Below are 21,069 nucleotides of genomic sequence, written 5' to 3'. Positions count from 1 at the left end.
TATAAAACAGCGACATGAGCAATTCAAAAAATATTGAAATCATCGGTGCCCGGGTCAATAACCTCAAGAACATCGATGTATCCATTCCCCGTAACAGTCTTACCGTCATTACCGGCCTCTCAGGTTCCGGCAAATCCTCTCTCGCTTTTGACACCCTCTATGCAGAGGGACAACGCCGATACGTGGAGAGCTTATCAGCCTACGCGCGCCAATTCCTGGGCAGGATGAACAAACCGGAATGTGACCAGATCAGGGGTATCCCCCCTGCCATCGCCATCGAGCAGAAGACCACCTCCCGTAATCCCCGCTCAACGGTGGGCACCTCAACCGAGATTTACGAGTACCTGCGACTAATGTATGCACGCATCGGCAAGACTATTTCGCCTGTTTCGGGTGAGGAGGTGAAGCGGCACTACGTGCAGGATGTAGTAGAGAAGATGAAAGAATACCGACCCGGTACGCGAATGGCAGTGCTCTCCTCCATACAGTTGCGAAATGGGCGTAACCTACGGGAACAACTTGATATCTTGATGAAGGAGGGGTTCAGTCGCGTAGATGTGGGAGAACAGTTCTACCGCATTGACGAGTTGCTCGAACAACAGCAGCTGCCACCAGCGGAAGAGGTGTTACTGGTGATCGACCGTCTCTCCTGCTCTCCTGACAAGGCAACCGTGAACCGCCTCTCCGACTCGGTACAGACTGCCTTTCTGGAAGGCAACGGGGAGTGCATCGTCCGCTTTTGGGGAGAGGAGGGGATGGAAAGCTTCACTTTCTCTAACCGGTTCGAAGCAGACGGCATCACCTTCGAGGAGCCAACCGAGATGATGTTCAACTTCAACAACCCCGTGGGAGCCTGTCCCAAGTGTGAAGGATTCGGCAAGGTGATGGGCATCGACGAGAACCTGGTGATACCCGACAAGAGCCTCTCCCTGCAGGAAGAGTGTGTGCAGTGCTGGAGGGGAGAAAAGATGAGCGAGTGGCGGAGGGAGTTCGTACACAATGCCTACAAGGTAGATTTCCCCATTCATCGTGCCTATTATGACCTTACGGAGGAGGAGAAAGATATCCTCTGGAATGGGCGTCACGACCAGGACCTTTACGGCATCAACGACTTCTTCAGCATGCTGGAGAAGAACCTCTACAAGATACAGTACCGTGTGATGCTGGCGCGTTACCGTGGGAAGACCGACTGTCCCCTTTGCAAGGGGGCTCGGCTGAAGCCGGAAGCGCTCCACGTGAAAGTCAGTGGTAGGTCGGTCTCAGAGCTGGTGATGATGCCTGTGACGGAATTAAAGGATTTTTTCAGCAAGCTCTCCCTCGACGAAACCGATGCGGCTGTGGCCGAACGACTGCTAACAGAGATCCACAACCGGCTGCAGTTTCTCATCAACGTGGGACTGGGTTACCTCACCCTCAACCGCCTCTCCAACACCCTCTCGGGGGGTGAGAGCCAGCGCATCAACCTTGCCTCCTCACTGGGCAGCAGCCTGGTGGGTTCGCTCTACATTCTCGATGAGCCCAGCATCGGACTTCACTCACGCGATACAGGCCTGTTAATTGGGGTGCTGCGTGACCTCCAACAACTGGGTAACACCGTGGTGGTGGTGGAGCATGATGAGGAAATCATACGCGCAGCGGACCACATCATTGATATCGGTCCAAAGGCAGGACGATTGGGAGGTGAAGTGGTTTACCAGGGTGCTGTGGCAGACCTGAGGGAAAAAAGCAACAGCTACACGGTGAAATACCTCACAGGTGAGGAATTGATTGAATTACCTGACAGCCGCCGGAAGTGGAACAACTACATCGAAGTGAAGGGGGCTAGGCATAACAATCTGAAGAATATAAGCGTGAAGTTCCCACTCCACGTGATGACCGTAGTCACCGGTGTGAGCGGTTCAGGAAAGTCGTCACTGGTGAACAACGTGCTTTACAACGCGCTTCAACATCACTACAAGGGCACCGCCCTCGAAAGGGCTGAGTTCAACGGTATCGGTGGAGACCTCAACCTGATGAAGGGAGTGGAATATGTGGACCAGAACCCCATCGGGAAATCATCCCGTTCCAACCCTGTTACTTATCTCAAGGCATTCGACGAGATTCGTAAGCTCTTTGCAGCACAGCCGTTATCCAAGCAGTTCAACTTCTCACCCGCCTACTTCTCCTTCAATGTGGAAGGAGGCCGTTGCGAGGAGTGCAAGGGAGAAGGGACCATCACCGTGGAGATGCAGTTTATGGCCGATATACGACTGGAATGCGAGTCTTGCCACGGCAAACGTTTCTCCCCCGAAGTTCTTGAGATTGAATACAGGGGAAAAAGCATCTATGCTGTACTTGAAATGACGGTAAACCAGGCTATCGAGTTTTTCAGCCAACAGAAAGGTGCCACTGAAAAAAAGATCGTTAAGAAAATGCAACCGCTGCAGGATGTGGGGCTGGGTTACCTGAAGCTGGGACAATCCTCCTCCACCCTATCGGGAGGGGAGAACCAGCGGGTGAAACTGGCTTACTACTTGGGGGAGGAAAAGGCGCAACCAACCCTCTTTATCTTCGACGAGCCCACCACGGGACTTCATTTTCATGACATCAAAACCCTCCTTAAGGCATTCAATGCACTGATAGAACGGAGTCATACCGTGCTGATCATCGAACACAACATGGAGGTGATCAAGTGCGCCGACCACGTCATCGACATCGGTCCCGAAGGGGGAAAAGCAGGTGGATACATAGTTTGCGAGGGTACACCTGAGCAGGTGGCAGCATCGCCTGCATCACATACCGGCCGTTACTTGAAGGAGAAGCTGGGCTAAAGAGATCTTAGAAGATATTCCTGCCTATCCAGTAGGAAAGCACAAACAACAACACGACCAATGCCGACCATCTGCCGAAGAAAAAGCGTTGCAGTCTGGGGTAACGGTGTCCACCTCCCAGCCACTCCAGCCAAACTCCTAACAAAATATAAGGCAGCGCCAACACCATCAGCGGATTATAACCAAGAGCATCCCCTGGTTGAAGGTGCAGCAGGCTATGAATAGCCCGTTGTGAGCCACAACCTGGACATTCCAAGCCTGTAGCCGCACGGAAGGGGCAGAGCGGGAAAAAGGGGTCGGTGGCAGGATCGTACGAATAAAAGAGGAAAAGCACTACCGGCAGCAACAGCAGCAAGAGAGTGACCATTCCTCTTTTTACTATTTTTTTCACCACAAATAAACAAACAATCAGAAGTTATACCCGCTGGCGTTGTTTTCGATGATTTGCTCCATCGTATCAGGCAGCTGTCCTGTTGCTAACAGGAGACCCCATATGATGATATAGAGCAGCCCGGCGCCAACCGCTAGAAGAGTCCAGATTTTGGCCTTCGCTGCCGCTCTTTCAGCTTCAGCATATCGGCCGTTGTAATAGTTTGAATCGACCTTTGCGGCGTATACGATCCCCACAATCCCGAATGGAAGACAACATAGTACGGTGGCAATAATTGACTGCCAGAGCCAGTTGTTCGGCTTCAGGGGTGGGATCTCGTCCTGCACATCCGAAGCGGATGGGGGAATGGGTGGGAGCGATTGAGGAATATCACTCTCGTGATTATACATTTGATCTTCCATATTCTATCTATATGCAATTCTTTCAATTAGCTATTTAACAACTCACTCAGTCCTGCCATTGATCCTACAAAGACAAAAACGAGAATTATTGCGATGATGATCAACAACACCCAACCGATGGCGATCCACATGGCAATCCTAGTCCACTTACCGGCGGCACGTGAGGCTTCGACAGCAGCGGCATAATCACCCCTGTTGAAGAACGACTCCACTTGTGCCGCATATACGATGGCAATAATGCCAAGCAGGCTTAGAAAACTGCTACAAAGCAGGAAAGGCAGGATGGTGACCAGGATAGACTCCACCAACCAACTCTTGGGCATCTGTTGAGTGCCTGCTGCAGTACTGTAACCGGCATGCTGAACCTGATCGTGCGATGCCACTTGTTGTTGTGCAACAAAAGCAGCATCACCGGTGAAAAGTGGCGCAAGCTCCTCCACCTCTACTGCAGGCTTCCATTGCTCCATCCCCTGTGTCCAGACAAGTGTTTCTTTTCTAATCTGCTCCATTCTGAGTTCCTCGGGTGAGAAGGTCCCTTTCTGTTTCCCAAACGTGTCAATGTAAAAATAACGATTCATATGCTATTATTTTATTGGTAATCTTCAGGATTGATGGTGATGGTACGTAGTAATTGTTGTTGTTCGTTGTTATAGACATATTCCAGCACCACACTGTTTTCACGAAAGATGGCAAGCTCTTCGTTGGTGGAGAACATGGTACGAATGTTGTCGGTGAGTGTCGCCAACCGTTCCGACAGCAGAGAGTCAGGATTTTTCGTATTGAGTACAGAATAACGATAGCGGAAGTGATTGTCTCCAGTCACACTGGCCTCATCAAAACGTGTATAAGGATCGAGCATCACGGGAGCAGACTCATTGAGTTCTTTTGCCATTTCCGTGAGCCTGTCATTCAGGCGACCGTCTGTTTTCCTGTTACATTGGATAAAGAAGGATGCGAGGATGAGCAAGGTGAACAGAAGGGATAATTTTCTCATGCAGCATTGTTTTATTTTACAAAAATAAAAAAACTTTACCATTATATATCAGGAATAGGATTTTTAATTTTACATGCCAACCGAGCACCTAGCATTTGAATTTGTGTTCCCGCACACAATTACTTTCGATGATGTCGTGTTTGAAAACTCCCTTTAAAATGAAGTTGGCAGAATGTCTCTCGACATCCTGCCAATCATGTTAACCTTAAATCTAATACTATTATGAAAAAACCACGGGACAAATATAAAAAAGAAATCAAAACCGGCCAAATAATTTCAATAAAAAAATAAAAATATTTCTTTTCGATCAATCTGTAAGATACGTCAGAGCAATTGCAATCATACCACCGGTAAACCCATCCCGGTAATCTTTCGGTAAAGGTCGAGTGCATAGACATCGGTCATCCCCGAAACAAAGTCGACCAACGACTGCAACTTGCCGTAAAGCGTTGTTGCATCTGTTTCATATTGAACGGGAATCCTGTTGAGCAAAAGCGTGGAATAGGCATGCTCCGGTTTGCGAATGGCATCGGTGAACACCTCCAACAGGAACCCGATGATTCTGTAACCGGCCAGCTCAATGTCAAGCACATCCCTGGAGCGATAGATATTCTGGACTGCAAATGCAGAACAGGCGTTGTAAGCAGTAGAAGTGGTCTGTGAGAGATGTCTGATGAGCGAACCACTGAAACTGCCAGCAAGGATTTCCGCTTCGTTTGCCATGAAAATTGATGCGCACTCCTCAATAAGAAGTCCGATGACCGATGTACGGAGATAGGCAATCTGCTCGTTCAGATCACTCACCATCGAAAGGATCTCTTCTCGACGTCTTCTGCTCTCCCCCTCGAAGAACCCCAGGAAGAGCTCCATCGCCTTCTCGGTGGTAATCAGGTGTAGCTTGTGGGCATCCTCTATATCCATCACCTGGTAGCAGATATCATCAGCAGCTTCCACCAGATACACCAACGGATAGCGGGCAAAACGGAGAGGGTTGTCACTGAGTCGCTTGATGCCAAGATCATCGGCAATGCGCCAGTAATCCTCCTCCTCGGAGGCGAAGAAGCCAAACTTATTTTTCCCTGCGCTCAGTTCTGAAGAGTAGGGGTACTTCACGGTAGAAGCCAACGTGGCATAGGTCATGGCAAAACCACCCTTCCTGCGTCCCCGAAACTGATGCATCAACAGCCGAATAGCGTTGGCATTTCCCTCAAAAAAAGTGAAATCGGTCCAGCGACCTCCTTCTGCTTCCACCTCTTCCCGAAGACAGGCCCCCTTTCCCTCGGAGAAGAAGGTGGAGATCGCCTTTTCACCCGAGTGCCCAAAAGGGGGATTGCCCAGGTCGTGCGCCAGACATGCTGCTGAGACAACGGCACCAATCTCTTCAAGATGAGCACCTGATGCAGGATAACGGCTACGTAGCTGTCGCGCCACGCTCTCACCCAAAGAGCGACCCACACTGGCTACTTCCAGGCTATGGGTAAGCCTGTTATGTACAAATACACTTCCCGGCAGCGGGAATACTTGTGTTTTGTTCTGTAGACGGCGAAATGGGGAGGAGAAAATCAGTCGATCATAGTCACGTTGATATTCTGTACGTTCGTGTGTGCGTACACCCGCATAGTGCTCCATCCCGAATCGTTTCGCCGATAACAACTGTTCCCAGTTCATGTTGCTCTGTTTCATCTGACACAAAGATATGACAATCTTCTCAAACATGGCCTCTGTGATAAGGTTGCTTTTCGAAGAGCAATGGTTCAACACCATTATTATTTTTTTGATAATATTGCATCAAAAAAGAGATGCAATTCCCGTAATTAAGCGTAAATTTGTAACAAAATTACTGAAAGGTTTATCAATGACTGACATCATCAAGCATGAGTGCGGTATAGCCGTAATTCGTCTCCTCAAACCCCTCGATTATTACTACAAGAAATATGGTTCCTGGCAGTATGGCCTCGACAAGCTCTATCTGTTGATGGAAAAACAACACAACCGTGGCCAAGAAGGCGCCGGAATAGGTGCTGTGAAGCTGGAAGCTTCTCCAGGAAACGAGTTTATTTCGAGGGAGAGGGCGCTGGGATCAAGCGCTATCTCAGAGATTTTCACTCGGGTACACGATTCATTTCGACAATTTAGCACTGATCAACTCAAGGATCTCTCTTTTGTGAAGCAATCGGTACCTTTTGCTGCGGAACTGTTTATCGGTCACCTCCGCTACAGTACCACCGGCAAGAGCGGCATCTCCTATGTTCACCCCCTCTTGCGGCGAAACAACTGGGCCTCACGAAGCCTCGCCTTGGCAGGCAACTTCAACATGACAAATGTGGATGAGATGTTTCGCCAATTGATCGAAGAGGGACAGCACCCACGAGATTACGCCGACACCTTCGTAATGCTGGAGTCCCTTGGTCACTACCTCGACAGAGAAGTACAGTACCAATACGACCACCTACAGCGGGAAGGATTGAACGGCTCGCAGGTGAGTCATCAGATAGAGGAGAGATTGGATATCCCCTTCCTGTTGAAACGTGCCTCTCGCATTTGGGATGGTGGTTATGCTCTCTGTGGGCTGATTGGCAGCGGTGATGCCTTTGCCTTGCGTGATCCCTGGGGCATCCGCTCCGCATTTTACTACCACGACGAGGAAGTGGCCGTGGTGGCTTCCGAACGTCCGGTAATTCAGACCGCTTTTAACCTAAAAAAGGAGCAGGTGCATGAGCTGCAACCGGGTGAAGCATTCGTGGTGAAGCGCAATGGTACCATCAGCCTGCAACAAATACAGGAACCAAAGGAGAAGATTACCCCTTGCTCTTTCGAGCGAATCTACTTCTCCCGCGGGTCTGACTATGACATCTACCGGGAGCGCAAGAAGCTGGGAGAACTGCTGGTCCCAAAGATCATAGAGGCGATCGACGATGATTTCGACAACACCGTCTTTTCTTTCATCCCCAACACGGCGGAGGTTGCCTACTACGGCATGCAACAGGGGCTGGAAGATCACTTCAACCACCGTAAGGCACAGACCATCCTGGAACGGGGCAGCTCTCTTAGCAAGGAGGAGATTGACAACATTCTATCCAAGCGTGTGCGGGCTGAAAAAGTGGCTATAAAGGATATCAAACTGCGCACCTTCATCGCGCAGGGGGAGACACGAAACGACCTGGCTGCACATGTCTACGACGTCACCTACGGATCACTGCGTCGCGGCAAGGATAACCTGGTGATCATTGATGACAGCATCGTGCGGGGCACCACCTTGAAGCAGAGCATCATCAAGATTCTGGACCGACTAGACCCGAAGAAAATCATCATTGTCTCCTCCTCTCCCCAGATACGATATCCCGACTGTTACGGCATTGACATGTCGCGCATGAGCGAGTTCATCGCCTTTAAGGCAGCGATTGCATTGCTCAAGGAGCGGGGCATGCAGCAGCTCATCGACGAAGTATACCGCAAGTCAGTGGCACAAAAATACAAACCAAAGGAGGCGATTGTGAATTACGTGAAAGAGATTTATGCACCCTTCACCGATGAAGAAATCTCCGGTAAAATCGGTGAGATGCTCACCACACCCGACATTAAGGCCGAGGTGCAGATCGTCTTCCAACGCATTGAGGATCTCCACAGAGCCTGTCCCGGAAACAGCGGCGACTGGTACTTCTCAGGCGACTACCCCACTCCCGGCGGGAACCGGTTGGTCAACAACGCCTTCATCAATTACATTGAAGGAGATGAACACGGTCCACAGCAGCTGACCATTGACTTTAAGAGGGAGCGGCATGATTGAACGCATCATCATCCTTGAGAGCATTGACCCGGTGGTTTTCTTCGGCATCAACAACAGTAACATCCAGCTGTTGAAAACGCTCTACCCGAAGCTGCGAATCGTGGCCCGCGGTAACGTCATCAAGGTGATTGGTGAGGAGGAGGAACTTGCAGCCTTCGAGGAGAAGGTTCACGAGCTGCAGAAATTCAGCATCGAGATGAACCTGCTCCGGGAAGAGGACATCCTGGACATGGTGAAAGGAAAAGCTCCCGCGATTGTCAACGCAGACAACCTAATCATCCACGGCCTGAACGGCAAACCGATTGTGGCACGCACCGCCAACCAGAAAAAGCTGATGGATGCCTTCGAGGAGAATGACATGCTCTTCGCCATCGGACCTGCAGGCTCGGGCAAAACCTACACCGCAATTGCCCTTGCAGTTCGGGCACTGAAGACCAAGCAGGTACGCAAGATCATCCTGAGTCGCCCTGCTGTGGAGGCGGGAGAGAAGCTGGGGTTCCTGCCGGGGGATATGAAGGAGAAGATCGACCCTTACCTGCAGCCGCTCTATGATGCACTGGAGGATATGATTCCTCCCCTGAAGCTGAAGGAGTACCTTGAAACCAAGGTTATCCAGATCGCACCGCTCGCCTTCATGAGGGGACGAACACTCAACGATGCAGTGATAATCCTCGATGAGGCACAGAACACTACCCGACCGCAGATCAAGATGTTCCTCACGCGGTTGGGTATCAACGGCAAGATGATTATCACCGGTGATGTCACCCAGATAGACCTGCCCCATACACAACAATCAGGACTCGTTCACGCAATGCGCGTGCTAAGGCATATCAGAGGCATCGGCACAGTGGAGTTCAATAAGAAAGACATCGTGCGCCACAGGCTGGTACAGCAGATTGTGGAGGCCTACGAAGGAGAGGAACGGGAAACCCAGAACAGGAGACCCGGTGAACAAATTGAGGGGTAAAATCATTCATAGAGAAATGATTCATCCCGGAATCAGTTCAAAATATCAGTATATCTTCTAATCAACACATCAATATATGAACCCTATGGATACGCTTACAAGAACAGATTATCAATTTCCTGGACAGACCGCTGTCTATCACGGGAAAGTACGTGATGTATATAGCATCGGCGAGGACAAACTGGTGATGATCGCCACCGACCGCATCTCGGCATTCGACGTGGTGCTCCCCAAGGGGATTCCCTTCAAGGGACAGGTGTTGAACCAGATTGCCTCGAAGTTTCTCGATGCCACCGCTGACATCGTGCCCAACTGGAAGCAGGATTCGCCTGACCCGATGGTGACCGTGGGGGTGCGTTGCGAACCCTACAAGGTGGAGATGGTAATCCGCGGTTACATCACCGGCAGCGCCTGGCGTGAGTACCTAAAGGGAGCACGAACTCTCTGCGGCATCCCCCTCCCGGAAGGTCTCCGTGAAAACCAGCGGTTCGAGACACCACTAATCACTCCAACAACTAAGGCGGATGAAGGTCACGACGAGAACATATCGAAGGAGGAAATTATCGCACAGGGACTGGTTAGCCGTGAGGAATATGAAATGCTAGAGAAGTACACCTATGCTCTCTTCAAGCGGGGTACAGAGATGGCTGCCGAGAAGGGACTTATCCTGGTGGACACCAAGTATGAGTTCGGTAAGAAGGATGGAAAGATCTACCTGATTGATGAGATACACACCCCCGACTCATCGCGTTACTTCTACAGTGAGGGCTACGAAGAACGTTTTGCAAAAGGGGAAGAGCAGCGGCAACTTTCGAAAGAGTTCGTGAGGAAGTGGCTCATGGAAAATGGCTTCCAGGGACAGGAGGGACAGCAAGTGCCAGAGATGACCGATGCCTATTGCGAGAGTGTATCGGAACGTTACATTGAACTGTATGAAAAAATCGTTGGGGAAAAATTTGTAAAGGCAGATGCCGCCAACCTGGCAGCCCGCATCGAAAAAAACATCACTGCATATCTGAACTCATGAGTTACAAGGTGGAACAGGTGAATCCCTATAACGGGGATCAACGCAAGAATGAACAGGTGAGAAAGATGTTCAATGAGATTGCACCTAAGTATGACAAGCTGAACGGAGCCCTCTCACTGGGCATCGATGACTACTGGCGCAAAGATGCCATTCGTGAACTACGTCGTTATCGGCCAGGACACATCCTCGATATCGCGACCGGTACCGGCGATTTTGCACTGCTGGCAGAGAAGATTCTCCATCCGGAAAAGATCTCCGCGGTTGATATCTCAGATGGGATGATGGCCGTTGGATTAGAGAAGGTGGCAGCGAAAGGGTTGGAGCATGTCATCACCTTTGAGCAGCAGGACTGTGCCAACCTCACCTTTTCCGATGAGACCTTCGATGCTGTCACCATAGCTTTTGGGGTGCGTAACTTCGAGGATATTGACAAGAGTTTCCGTGAGGTACTGCGAGTGCTCCGGCCGGGGGGCATCTTCCTCTTCCTGGAGCTCACCACTCCCGAGCGAAACCCTATGCGATCACTGTACAACAGTTACACGAAACATGTAATGCCTTTTCTCTCGGGCTTATTTCATACCGAACGTAAAGCTTACGAGTACCTTCCGGAATCGATTGCAGCCTTCCCACAAGGGAGGGAGATGATGCTGATCCTGAAAAAGAACGGCTTCCGCAACATCCGGTTGCGACGATATACAATGGGTGTGGCCACCCTCTATATGGCAGAGAAATAGGAAATATGGAAACGTATGGACTTATAGGCTTCCCTTTGAAGCACTCCTTTTCCGCGCGTTTTTTCAGTGAGAAGTTTGCTCGTGAGAAGATTGATGCCGAATACCTCAACTTCGAGATCGAAGATATTACGGAATTGCGCCGGGTGATCCTATTCAATCCCTCGCTGAAGGGTCTGAACGTCACGATCCCCTACAAGGAACAGGTGATCCCTTTTCTCCACACGCTTTCACCTGAAGCGAAAGAGATAGGGGCAGTGAATGTGATCAGGGTAACTCGATCCCCCGGAGAGATGTATTCCTATCATCTCTCCGGTTATAATACCGATTATATTGGTTTCAGGGAATCACTTCGCCCCCTGCTTAGGGTAGAGATCCATACAAGTGCCCTCATACTGGGCACAGGGGGGGCCTCCAAAGCGGTTGCTCAGGCACTGAAGGATATGCATATCGCGTACCGATTTGTCTCACGCACCCCTGGTGAGGGACAGATCAGTTACGATGATCTGACCCCCGAAATCATTGCTACACACAAACTGATTGTGAACGCTTCACCGGTCGGAAGCTATCCAAAAATCGACAATTGTCCGGCTATTCCCTATGAAGCAATCACCTCAAACCACCTTCTTTACGACCTGGTTTATAACCCCGCAGAGACGCTCTATCTTAAAAAGGGGAAAGAGGCAGGTGCCACCACCCGTAACGGAAAAGAGATGCTGGAACTACAGGCAGAAGCCGCCTGGAAGATCTGGCAACTGCAGGGATAAAAAAAATGTCCGCCCTCTCAGATATCACATTGAGAGGGCGGCTCATCCCTGTTACGCATAAAGAGTGTCTTAACGTAGAATATATATAGTGGTGCGATAGTGTAGTCTGTTTCTGTCCATAACAGGGTAGTTCATTTCATATCAATCCTTACAGCTTACGGCTGTTGTTCTTCAATCTTTTCAGTTTGTTCCTTTACTACAGGATCCTTGCTCACCTCTTTGCCTTTTTCATCGATCAGCACTTTCATGTCAGACTGTTCCTATACTATCTAATATACAATTACCATGCTAAAGAAATCGGATCAATCAGAAAAAAAATCTCATATATCTAATTTACAGTATATTATAAAACACTCAGGCTTTCATTACCCATCTGTTAGATCACAATTTAATCGGGGAAAGTGTGGAATCCCTCCACATTTCGTTGGGGAAATTCCACAAACAGAAAAGATTGTATCAGTAAAGATTTCCTGTTTCATCTAAAATAATTACCGTATATTTGGGTCTATCAATGCAACCATCACTTAAAGGCAAGGAGAAATGGGGACCAATAACTCACCGGAACAGCGCATCAGAATCAAAATCGGTTTGATCCTGCTGGTGGTAATCCTCTACTTTGTCGGATTGTTTCTCTACTCCGGCCGCGTCAGGGAAGAGATCAGACAGCAAAAAATAGAGATGGAGCAATCGCAACAACTGGTCTCCCTCAACAATGGGTTGATCCTCTCTATACAGCTCGCACAGGAGATGCTGAATAGCTATATGCTCTCCCACCGCAAAAGATGGATCCAGGAGTATGATTCGCTCACGCTGGAGATCGAACGGCAAATATTGGCTGTGAAGAAGCTCTCTTCCGATACCGAAAGTGAGTTGTTACTGGAGGATGTAGACTCCCTGCTACAGGAGAAACAACTGATCGGTGAACGGCTTGCTCTGCTAATCCGTTCACAGAACCCAATCACCACGATTGACAACAAGATTGAGACTTACGATGAGATGGTACGCGACACGGTGGTGGTGACCACCAGCCAGGATACGGTACGGACACTGGAGAGCAGTAAACGAAATTTCTGGGGACGTTTGAAGAACCTCTTTGATCCGAAACAGGATGTTGACACAGCCATCACCATCGCCCATGTGCAGCAGGAGGCTTGGAGTGCCTCTCGGCTCGACACCGTAATATACAGTGACCTGAAGCAGATAACGCGCGAGGCTACAGAGAATTACACCACTCGGATGGCCGGTATCGAGCGACAAGTGCGTGAACTGATCTTTGCAGAGCAAAACATCTCTCTACGCATCTCTCAGCTAGTCACCCAGTACTACCATGAGGCTATGGAGAAATCGAAGGAAGGGGCCGGCAAAAGCGAGGCCCTCACCCGGCGCATATTCTCTTTCGCCCTCACCGTGGGCATCCTCTCGTTTATACTGATCCTCTTCATTGTACTGTTAATTGCGGACGACCTGAACAAGGGACAGAAGGCACGAAGCAACTTGGTCAGAGAGCAAAAGCGTAGCGAGGAGCTAATCGAGAGCCGACACAAACTGCTCCTATCGGTGTCGCACGACATCAAGACCCCACTTAGCTCGATGATGGGCTACATGGAGATGTGGGAAAGCGAGGAGATGGAAGAGACGCGAAGGCGTGAGCTGCATTCCGCCAGAAATTCCGCCAGACATATCCTCAGCATGCTTTCCAATTTGCTTGAATTCTCTCGTATGGAACGAAACAGGGGGATGCTGCGCAACAACCGATTCGAGTTGCACGCACTGATGGAGGATATACTCGACATGTTCCGTCCCTTGGCAGAGGAAAAAGGCTTACTGCTGCAGTATCATAATCACCTCCCCCACCCCTTTTTTACGGAAAGCGACCAAACCCTCCTGAAACAGATCCTGGTGAATGTAATCTCAAACAGTGTGAAGTACACCCATGAGGGAAGTGTGACCATCGATCTTCGTCACCAGGTTAAATTGGAAGTCACGATTACTGACACCGGTATCGGCATCGGAGAGGCCGATCTGAAAGAGATTTTCAAGCCCTTCTCTCGCATGGGAGATCCCTCCAAGTCGGAGGGCAGCGGCTTCGGCCTCTATGTCACGCGTGGGCTGGTTGAGGCACTGAAAGGGGAGATCTCACTCACCTCCGAAAAAGGAAAGGGCACCCGTGTGACGATGCGGCTTCCGCTAACACCCTTAGAGGAAAACACCACGACAAACAATCTCCAGACCTCCACTACAAAGGGTGCTGCAACGGAGAAGATTTTGATCTTTGAAGATGACCCGTCGCTGGGGAACATGCTCAGGGAGTACCTCACACGTCAGGGGTGCAGGGTGAAGCTGTGCAGTGATCCGCGCGATGTGAACGGTTTCGTTCGGGTGGTATCTTCGTTCGATCTGGTGATTACCGATCTGCAGATGAGAGAGGTAAGCGGAACCGAGATCCTTCGGTTGGTACGGGAAATAGATCCGCTGATTCCGGTGTGGTTGATGACAGCCCACGACGACTACACCCCCGAACGCGCCGTGCAGGAGGGTTTCGCCGGCTTGCTTGCCAAGCCCGTGCGACTGGAGAACCTGCTCACCCTCATTTCCCGAAAAGATTTAGGGGTGCGCAAAGATGGAGTCGGGAGAGGAGACTCCTTTCCGGGACTGACGGCCCTCTTCGGCAACGACCGGGAGGCTATCCGGGAGATATTGGCGGAGTTTGTGGAGTCGGCAGAAGAGGATATGTCAACACTGTCGGAACTGATCGACGAGCATCGGTATCGTGAGGCACAGCAACTATGTCACCGGATCCATCCCTTTTACGGTCAGATTGGTGCAGAGGAACTGACAATGCAGATGCGCAGGATGGACCGTTTGCGGGATAATGTGGAGGATGTCTGGCCGGAATGGGAGGAAGCGTTGCGGGAGACGGTGAAACAAGTAAGAGAATTTACAGCAGCCATCCGGCGCAATCATTTATAGATCAATTCCATACTGGTGCATCTTATTGTAGAGTGTCTTGCGATCCACCTTCAACAGGGTGGCAGCTTTGGTCTTGTTTCCACCCGATAACTCCATGGCACGCAGAATTTTGTCTTTTTCGTTTCCTGGATCGCGGGCCAGCGAAATCTCACGCTGCTGAGGTTCGGCCATTTCCTCTCTGTGAATCTGCCCTGTTTCGGGCAGATAGGGTAGCGTTGCCGGAGTAATTTCTCTGTCGCGACAGAAAAGCACGGCACGCCGCATCACGTTACGCAGCTCCCGCAGGTTCCCAGGCCAGCCGTACTGTGTCAGTTGTGACAACGCCTCAGGGGTAATGCGCAATGCATTTTTCTCGAGCTCACGGTTGGCCTCTTTCATGAAATGCATTGCATAGAGTGCAATATCCTCTTTTCTTTCCCGCAATGGCGGTATGGTGATGGTAAACTCGTTGATACGGTGGTAGAGATCCTCGCGAAAGCGCCCTTCGGCGATGGCCTTTTGCAACTCCTCGTTGGTGGCGGTGACGATTCGCACATCCACCTCTTGGTCGGTAGCCGATCCCACAGGACGAATTTTCTTCTCCTGGAGGGTGCGTAGCAGCTGCATCTGTACACCGTATGGCAGGTTTCCCACTTCGTCGAGGAAAAGAGTACCACCGTCGGCTGCAGCAAAAAATCCGCTCTTATTCTCCAGTGCAGTAGTGAATGATCCTTTCTTGTGACCGAACAGTTCGCTGGGTGCCAGCTCGGGTGAGAGTCCCCCGCAATCGACCGCCACGAAGGGTCCTTCAGAACGGTTGCTACGCTGGTGGATGAGTCTCGCCACATGCTCCTTTCCGGTACCACTCTCACCGGTGATCATCACTGCCATCTGTGTTGGTGCGACCAGTCCCACATGTTCATACATCAATTGCACTGGTGCACTTTTCCCGTAGACAATCGCCTCGGGCTCTTCAAAGCTCACCTGTTGCTGTGATTGTGGCATCTTCACCGACGCAACCTCTTCTCCTCCGGAGTTGCAGGCAGATTCTATCTTCTGTGACAGGATAGAGGGGTTGACCGGTTTCTCCAGGTAATCGAACGCCCCCAGTTTGATGGCTGAGACGGCAGTTTGAATATCTCCGTAGCTTGTCATGATGATGACCGGCTCCCTCCGCCCATTTCCGTTGAGCCAGGAGAGGAGCATGATACCGTCGCCGTCCGGCAGACGAAGATCCGACAGCACCACCTGAAAAGCCTGTCTGGAGAGTATCTCCTGCGCAGCCTCCATTCCGGTGGCGAGGGTCACCCCGAAACCGTTTCGCTCGAACCACTTGTGCAGCATCGCTCCGAAGGAACGGTCATCTTCCACAATCAGTATGCTTCTGTTCACACCTTGTTTTTTAATGAGAGATTGTAAAGATACTCTATTTATCCCGATTGCTGCAAACTGAATGAAACCATTTTTCTAACCTCGTTTGATGCATCATTTCCAATACACAAGTTAAACTAAGGAATAGAGCGGGATTTCAACACTCGTCAGAAAATTGTATCTTTGACAGAAAATTTTGTTTCATGTACGATCAGAAGAATGAGCACGCCCTTCGGCAGAAAAGGGTGCAACAATCCATTGTCACCATGCAGGCCGATGCCTGCATCATCACCTCACCGGTCAACCAGTACTGGCTCTGCGGATTTGTATTCGATGGCTACCTGCTCCTCTACCCAGAGGGAGAGGCATTGCTTTTCGTCCGGCGTCCCGCCGGCATCACCGACAAACATGCGACCGATATCCGCAAGCCGGAGCAGATCCCCTCGTTGTTGCGCGAGGCAGGTTATGCTCTGCCAGGACGGATGTTGCTGGAGGCTGATCAACTCACCTTCAGCAGTGCCACGCGACTGCAGGCTGCCATGGAGATGCCGGAAACCCTGAACTTCTCGGGCGAACTGCGCAGGCTTCGCGCGGTGAAATCAGACTGGGAACAGAATCAGATACGGGAAAGTGCCCGTGTCCACCGGCAGGTTTATGAGCTGATTCCCTCACTCTACCGACGGGGGATGAGCGACCTTGAGCTGCAGATCGAGATTGAGCGGGAGATGCGCCTCCATGGTTCGGTAGGGATCTTTCGCTCATTTGGTGAGAACATGGACATCTTCATGGGCAGCATGCTGGCAGGTGACAATGCCCAGGCCGCATCACCCTTCGACTATGCACTGGGGGGCGGTGGCATCTCACCGCTGCTGCCGCTGGGAGCCAACGGGACGAAGCTACTGCCGGGGATGACCCTGATGGTCGATATGGCGGGGAACTACCGACCCTGGATGGATGACATGAGCCGCACTTTCGCGATTGGGGAGGTACCCAATATCGCCCGTAAGGCACACCAACTCTCAATCGACATCATTCGTGCCATAGAAGAGACCGGGAGGGCCGGCACCCCTTGTGCCGACCTCTACCTCCTGGCGGAGAAAATGGTACAGGAGAAAGGAATGCAATCTTATTTCATGGGCACCACCCAGCAGGCGAAATTCATCGGTCACGGCGTGGGACTTGAAATCAACGAGCCTCCGGTGCTGACACCCCGCTCTAAAGAGATCCTGGAAGCGGGTATGGCCCTAGCAGTAGAGCCCAAGTTCGTACTCCCCGGCATCGGACCCGTGGGTATAGAGAACACCTATATCATCCATAAGAACCGGGTGGAAAACATCACGCTTTGCGAGGAGGAGATGATTGTGCTTTAGCATATGATTTGATCGGATCTCGTTCTAATCTCGTTCTAATCTGGTTCTAATCTGGTTCTAATCTGGTTCTAATAGATTCGAAGCAGATTAGAGTGAGTTAAAGCCAAGTTGCGACCCATAAGAATACTTTGTCACCAGATACCCAATGCGTGGTATTAATCCGTATCATAAACGAATTCATCGCCCGTCCCACAACAAAAAAGCCCCCGGGATTTCTCCCGGGGGCTTCTGTAAAGAACGGCGGCTACCTACTCTCCCACTTGTGTGCAGTACCATCGGCGCTATTGGGCTTAACTTCTCTGTTCGGAATGGGAAGAGGTGGAACCCCAACGCTATAACCACCTTAATGATTTTCGCTGTTGACTGGAACCTTACGGCTCGCAACTTGAGTGCTTATAAGAAATGACATGATGAAAACAAGAGGCAAAGTAACAAGCGTAAACTTCCGTCTACTTCAATGTAGAACCATCAGACACGATGTATTTGTCAAGCCTTTTTCTCCCGGTTTGATTCGTCGAAAAAAAGCTTACGGGCAATTAGTACTGCTCGGCTTTGACGTTACCGCCTTTACACCTGCAGCCTATCAAGGTCGTCGTCTACAACCACCCTTAAAAGAGATCTCATCTTGAGGTAGGCTTCGTGCTTAGATGCTTTCAGCACTTATCCCTGCCCAGACTTAGCTACCCGGCAATGCACCTGGCGGCACAACCGGTAAACCAGCGGTCTGTCCAACACGGTCCTCTCGTACTAGTGTCGGAGCCTCGCAAATCTCTAACGCCCACGATAGATAGAGACCGAACTGTCTCACGACGTTCTGAACCCAGCTCGCGTGCCACTTTAATGGGCGAACAGCCCAACCCTTGGGACCTTCTCCAGCCCCAGGATGTGACGAGCCGACATCGAGGTGCCAAACCATTCCGTCGATATGAGCTCTTGGGAATGATCAGCCTGTTATCCCCGGAGTACCTTTTATCCTTTGAGCGATGGCCATTCCATACTGAAACCACCGGATCACTATGCTCTAGTTTCCTACCTGATCGACTTGTAGGTCTCTCAGTCAAGCGCGCTTATGCCATTATACTCTTAAAGGACGGTTACCAATCGTCCCGAGCGCACCTTTAGAAGCCTCCGTTACTCTTTTGGAGGCGACCACCCCAGTCAAACTACCCACCATACAGTGTCCTCCCACAAGGGAGTTAGAAGTCAAACATCCGAAGGGCCGTATTTCAACGTCGGCTCCACGATGACTAGCGTCACCGCTTCATAGCCTCCGGCCTATCCTACACATCGGATGCCCAAATTCAATGTAAAGCTATAGTAAAGGTTCACGGGGTCTTTTCGTCCCATCGCGGGTAATCGGCATCTTCACCGATACTACAATTTCACCGAGCTCACGGTTGAGACAGTATTCAGATCGTTACACCATTCGTGCAGGTCGGAACTTACCCGACAAGGAATTTCGCTACCTTAGGACCGTTATAGTTACGGCCGCCGTTTACTGGGGCTTCAATTCAATGCTTCTCTTGCGATGACATCTCCTCTTAACCTTCCAGCACCGGGCAGGTGTCAGGCTATATACCGCTTCTTTCGAATTCGCATAGCCATGTGTTTTTGTTAAACAGTCGCCTGAATCATTTCTCTGCGGCCCACATTGCTGTGGGCGTCCTTTCTCCCGAAGTTACAGGACTATTTTGCCTAGTTCCTTAACCGTGAATCACTCGAGCGCCTTAGTATTCTCAACCCAACTACCTGTGTCGGTTTACGGTACGGGTAATATGATAATTAACGTGTAGCGGCTTTTCTCGGCAGTCTGCTTACCCACATTATTGGCTCATCCGAAGACTTGCCATACTTTCAGGTTCAGCTCAAGGTGCGGATTTGCCTACACCCATCAACGCCTACCCCCTTCAACCTACTATTCCGTCAGTAGGCAGTGGTGTCACTCCTGCGTCCCCGCGTAACTTATCATCTTAGTAACGGAATATTAACCGTTTCTTCCATCGGAATCGCCATTAGGCTTATCCTTAGGCCCCGACTAACCCTGATCCGATTAGCGTTGATCAGGAAACCTTGGTCTTTCGGCGAGGGGGTTTCTCACCCCCTTTGTCGTTACTCATACCTACATTTGCTTTTCCAGACGCTCCAGAATACCTTACGGTACGCCTTCAACGCAGACTGGAATGCTCCCCTACCAATTCATAAGAATTCCATAGCTTCGGTAATATGCTTATGCCCGATTATTATCCACGCTTCGCCACTCGACTAGTGAGCTGTTACGCACTCTTTAAATGAATGGCTGCTTCCAAGCCAACATCCTAGCTGTTATAGCGGCAAAACTTCGTTAAATGCAACTTAGCATATATTTCGGGACCTTAGCTGATGGTCTGAGTTGTTCCTCTCTCGGACACGGACCTTAGCACCCGCGCCCTCACTCCCGGAGATCACTTGCACGCATTCGGAGTTTGTCTGGACTTGATAGGCGGCGAAGCCCTCGCATCCAATCAGTAGCTCTACCTCATGCAAGCTCATTATCCGAGGCTGCACCTAAATGCATTTCGGGGAGTACGAGCTATCTCCAAGTTTGATTAGCCTTTCACCCCTACCCTCAGGTCATCCGAAAACTTTTCAACGTTTACCGGTTCGGTCCTCCATTTTGTGTTACCAAAACTTCAACCTGCCCAAGGGTAGATCACTTGGTTTCGCGTCTACTCCTGCTGACTATGCGCCCTGTTCAGACTCGCTTTCGCTGCGGCTCGGCACCTTAAATGCTTAACCTTGCCAGGCAAGAGTAACTCGTAGGTTCATTATGCAAAAGGCACGCCGTCACCCCCTAAAGGGCTCCGACCGCTTGCAGGCACATGGTTTCAGGGTCTATTTCACTCCTCTGTTCGAGGTTCTTTTCACCTTTCCCTCACGGTACTGGTTCACTATCGGTCTCTGGAGAGTATTTAGCCTTGGCGGATGGTCCCGCCAGATTCACGCAAGATTTCTCGTGTCCCGCGTTACTCAGGATACTGATAGGCTTCGCCAGGGAGTCGCGTACGGGATTATCACCCTCTGTGATCCACCTTTCCAGGCGGTTCCGCTTCCCTGATTTCTTGCCACGTCTCAGTCCTACAACCCCGCTGTTGCCGAAACAACACCGGTTTGGGCTATTCCCGTTTCGCTCGCCACTACTTCGGGAATCACTTTTGTTTTCTTCTCCTATGGGTACTTAGATGTTTCAGTTCCCCACGTTCGCCTTCCACTTACATGGAATGGTACAATCTTCTCGTACCGGGTTGCCCCATTCGGATATCCGCGGATCGATTCGTATTTGCCAATCCCCGCGGCTTTTCGCAGCTTATCACGTCCTTCTTCGCCTTCCAGAGCCTAGGCATCCCCCATGTGCCCTTATTCACTTTCTTTTCGCCGTCCGGTTCTACACAAGGATTGCTCCTCTTGCAGCCGGGCTTGATAAATACTAGCGTCTAATGTTCTTTAAAATGAACTTTATTTACTTTG

General features: G+C 50.5%; 14 protein-coding genes and 2 rRNA genes. 8 read left to right on the top strand and 8 right to left on the bottom strand.

Annotated features, from left to right (window positions below):
- The first annotated feature begins 14 nt into the window (after positions 1 to 14).
- A complete protein-coding gene (gene uvrA, locus JS578_09230) occupies positions 15 to 2,810 on the top strand; it encodes an excinuclease ABC subunit UvrA (GenBank protein ID QRX63058.1) in 2,796 nt (931 codons plus the stop codon).
- 7 nt (positions 2,811 to 2,817) lie between these two features.
- Here the strand turns inward: uvrA and JS578_09225 are convergent, their stop codons facing one another.
- The 5 genes from JS578_09225 to dgt all read right to left on the bottom strand — a co-directional run bounded on the left by JS578_09225 (position 2,818) and on the right by dgt (position 6,264).
- The gene (locus tag JS578_09225) at positions 2,818 to 3,201 is read right to left on the bottom strand and encodes a DUF2752 domain-containing protein (protein ID QRX63057.1); all 384 of its coding nucleotides are present in this window, start codon (positions 3,199 to 3,201) and stop codon (positions 2,818 to 2,820) included.
- 17 nt (positions 3,202 to 3,218) lie between these two features.
- Positions 3,219 to 3,602, bottom strand: a complete 384-nt coding sequence (locus JS578_09220; GenBank protein ID QRX63056.1) for a CD225/dispanin family protein — start codon at positions 3,600 to 3,602, stop codon at positions 3,219 to 3,221.
- Positions 3,603 to 3,628: 26 nt separating this feature from the next.
- Positions 3,629 to 4,180 (bottom strand): DUF4339 domain-containing protein, encoded by a 552-nt coding sequence (locus tag JS578_09215; GenBank protein ID QRX63055.1) that lies wholly within the window; start codon positions 4,178 to 4,180, stop codon positions 3,629 to 3,631.
- An 11-nt stretch (positions 4,181 to 4,191) separates the two neighbouring features.
- Entirely contained in the window at positions 4,192 to 4,596 is a 405-nt protein-coding gene (locus JS578_09210; GenBank protein ID QRX63054.1) for a hypothetical protein, read from the bottom strand.
- A 339-nt stretch (positions 4,597 to 4,935) separates the two neighbouring features.
- Positions 4,936 to 6,264, bottom strand: coding sequence for a dNTP triphosphohydrolase (gene dgt / locus JS578_09205; protein ID QRX63053.1), 1,329 nt, complete (start codon positions 6,262 to 6,264; stop codon positions 4,936 to 4,938).
- Positions 6,265 to 6,451: 187 nt separating this feature from the next.
- Here dgt and JS578_09200 point away from each other — a divergent pair, with 187 nt between their 5' ends.
- The 6 genes from JS578_09200 (at position 6,452) to JS578_09175 (ending at position 14,845) form a co-directional block, all read left to right on the top strand.
- Entirely contained in the window at positions 6,452 to 8,383 is a 1,932-nt protein-coding gene (locus JS578_09200) for an amidophosphoribosyltransferase (GenBank protein QRX63052.1), read from the top strand.
- Positions 8,376 to 9,350, top strand: coding sequence for a PhoH family protein (locus JS578_09195; protein ID QRX63051.1), 975 nt, complete (start codon positions 8,376 to 8,378; stop codon positions 9,348 to 9,350). The genes JS578_09200 and JS578_09195 overlap by 8 nt, the downstream gene beginning before the upstream one ends.
- A gap of 85 nt (positions 9,351 to 9,435) precedes the next feature.
- A complete protein-coding gene (locus tag JS578_09190; GenBank protein ID QRX63050.1) occupies positions 9,436 to 10,377 on the top strand; it encodes a phosphoribosylaminoimidazolesuccinocarboxamide synthase in 942 nt (313 codons plus the stop codon).
- On the top strand, positions 10,374 to 11,111 hold the full coding sequence (ubiE, locus tag JS578_09185; protein QRX63049.1) for a bifunctional demethylmenaquinone methyltransferase/2-methoxy-6-polyprenyl-1,4-benzoquinol methylase UbiE: 738 nt from the start codon (positions 10,374 to 10,376) through the stop codon (positions 11,109 to 11,111). The genes JS578_09190 and ubiE overlap by 4 nt, the downstream gene beginning before the upstream one ends.
- Before the next feature lie 5 nt (positions 11,112 to 11,116).
- Complete coding sequence (locus tag JS578_09180) at positions 11,117 to 11,875, top strand: shikimate dehydrogenase (protein ID QRX63048.1); 759 nt, start codon at positions 11,117 to 11,119, stop codon at positions 11,873 to 11,875.
- Between the two features lie 540 nt (positions 11,876 to 12,415).
- A complete protein-coding gene (locus tag JS578_09175; protein ID QRX63047.1) occupies positions 12,416 to 14,845 on the top strand; it encodes a response regulator in 2,430 nt (809 codons plus the stop codon).
- Here the strand turns inward: JS578_09175 and JS578_09170 are convergent.
- A complete protein-coding gene (locus JS578_09170) occupies positions 14,840 to 16,216 on the bottom strand; it encodes a sigma-54-dependent Fis family transcriptional regulator (GenBank protein ID QRX63046.1) in 1,377 nt (458 codons plus the stop codon). The genes JS578_09175 and JS578_09170 overlap by 6 nt on opposite strands.
- A 182-nt stretch (positions 16,217 to 16,398) precedes the next feature.
- Here JS578_09170 and JS578_09165 point away from each other — a divergent pair, with 182 nt between their 5' ends.
- The gene (locus tag JS578_09165; protein ID QRX63045.1) at positions 16,399 to 17,565 is read left to right on the top strand and encodes an aminopeptidase P family protein; all 1,167 of its coding nucleotides are present in this window, start codon (positions 16,399 to 16,401) and stop codon (positions 17,563 to 17,565) included.
- A gap of 235 nt (positions 17,566 to 17,800) precedes the next feature.
- Here the strand turns inward: JS578_09165 and rrf are convergent.
- Positions 17,801 to 17,911 (bottom strand): 5S ribosomal RNA (gene rrf, locus JS578_09160).
- A gap of 170 nt (positions 17,912 to 18,081) precedes the next feature.
- Positions 18,082 to 20,972 (bottom strand): 23S ribosomal RNA (locus tag JS578_09155).
- Positions 20,973 to 21,069: the final 97 nt, after the last annotated feature.

The sequence above is a fragment of the Dysgonomonadaceae bacterium zrk40 genome (assembly GCA_016916535.1).
GTDB lineage: Bacteria > Bacteroidota > Bacteroidia > Bacteroidales > Dysgonomonadaceae > Proteiniphilum.
The sequence above is the reverse complement of the archived record's forward strand: the minus strand, read 5'-3'. Positions and strand labels throughout refer to the sequence as shown.

What these genes read in the sequence shown, in the direction of transcription:
- uvrA (QRX63058.1), top strand. Translation starts at nt 15, where the DNA reads ATGAGCAATTCAAAAAATATTGAAATCATCGGTGCCCGGGTCAATAAC.
- JS578_09220 (QRX63056.1), bottom strand. Translation starts at nt 3,602, where the DNA reads ATGGAAGATCAAATGTATAATCACGAGAGTGATATTCCTCAATCGCTC.
- JS578_09215 (QRX63055.1), bottom strand. Translation starts at nt 4,180, where the DNA reads ATGAATCGTTATTTTTACATTGACACGTTTGGGAAACAGAAAGGGACC.
- JS578_09210 (QRX63054.1), bottom strand. Translation starts at nt 4,596, where the DNA reads ATGAGAAAATTATCCCTTCTGTTCACCTTGCTCATCCTCGCATCCTTC.
- dgt (QRX63053.1), bottom strand. Translation starts at nt 6,264, where the DNA reads ATGAACTGGGAACAGTTGTTATCGGCGAAACGATTCGGGATGGAGCAC.
- JS578_09200 (QRX63052.1), top strand. Translation starts at nt 6,452, where the DNA reads ATGACTGACATCATCAAGCATGAGTGCGGTATAGCCGTAATTCGTCTC.
- JS578_09195 (QRX63051.1), top strand. Translation starts at nt 8,376, where the DNA reads ATGATTGAACGCATCATCATCCTTGAGAGCATTGACCCGGTGGTTTTC.
- JS578_09190 (QRX63050.1), top strand. Translation starts at nt 9,436, where the DNA reads ATGGATACGCTTACAAGAACAGATTATCAATTTCCTGGACAGACCGCT.
- ubiE (QRX63049.1), top strand. Translation starts at nt 10,374, where the DNA reads ATGAGTTACAAGGTGGAACAGGTGAATCCCTATAACGGGGATCAACGC.
- JS578_09180 (QRX63048.1), top strand. Translation starts at nt 11,117, where the DNA reads ATGGAAACGTATGGACTTATAGGCTTCCCTTTGAAGCACTCCTTTTCC.
- JS578_09175 (QRX63047.1), top strand. Translation starts at nt 12,416, where the DNA reads ATGGGGACCAATAACTCACCGGAACAGCGCATCAGAATCAAAATCGGT.
- JS578_09165 (QRX63045.1), top strand. Translation starts at nt 16,399, where the DNA reads ATGTACGATCAGAAGAATGAGCACGCCCTTCGGCAGAAAAGGGTGCAA.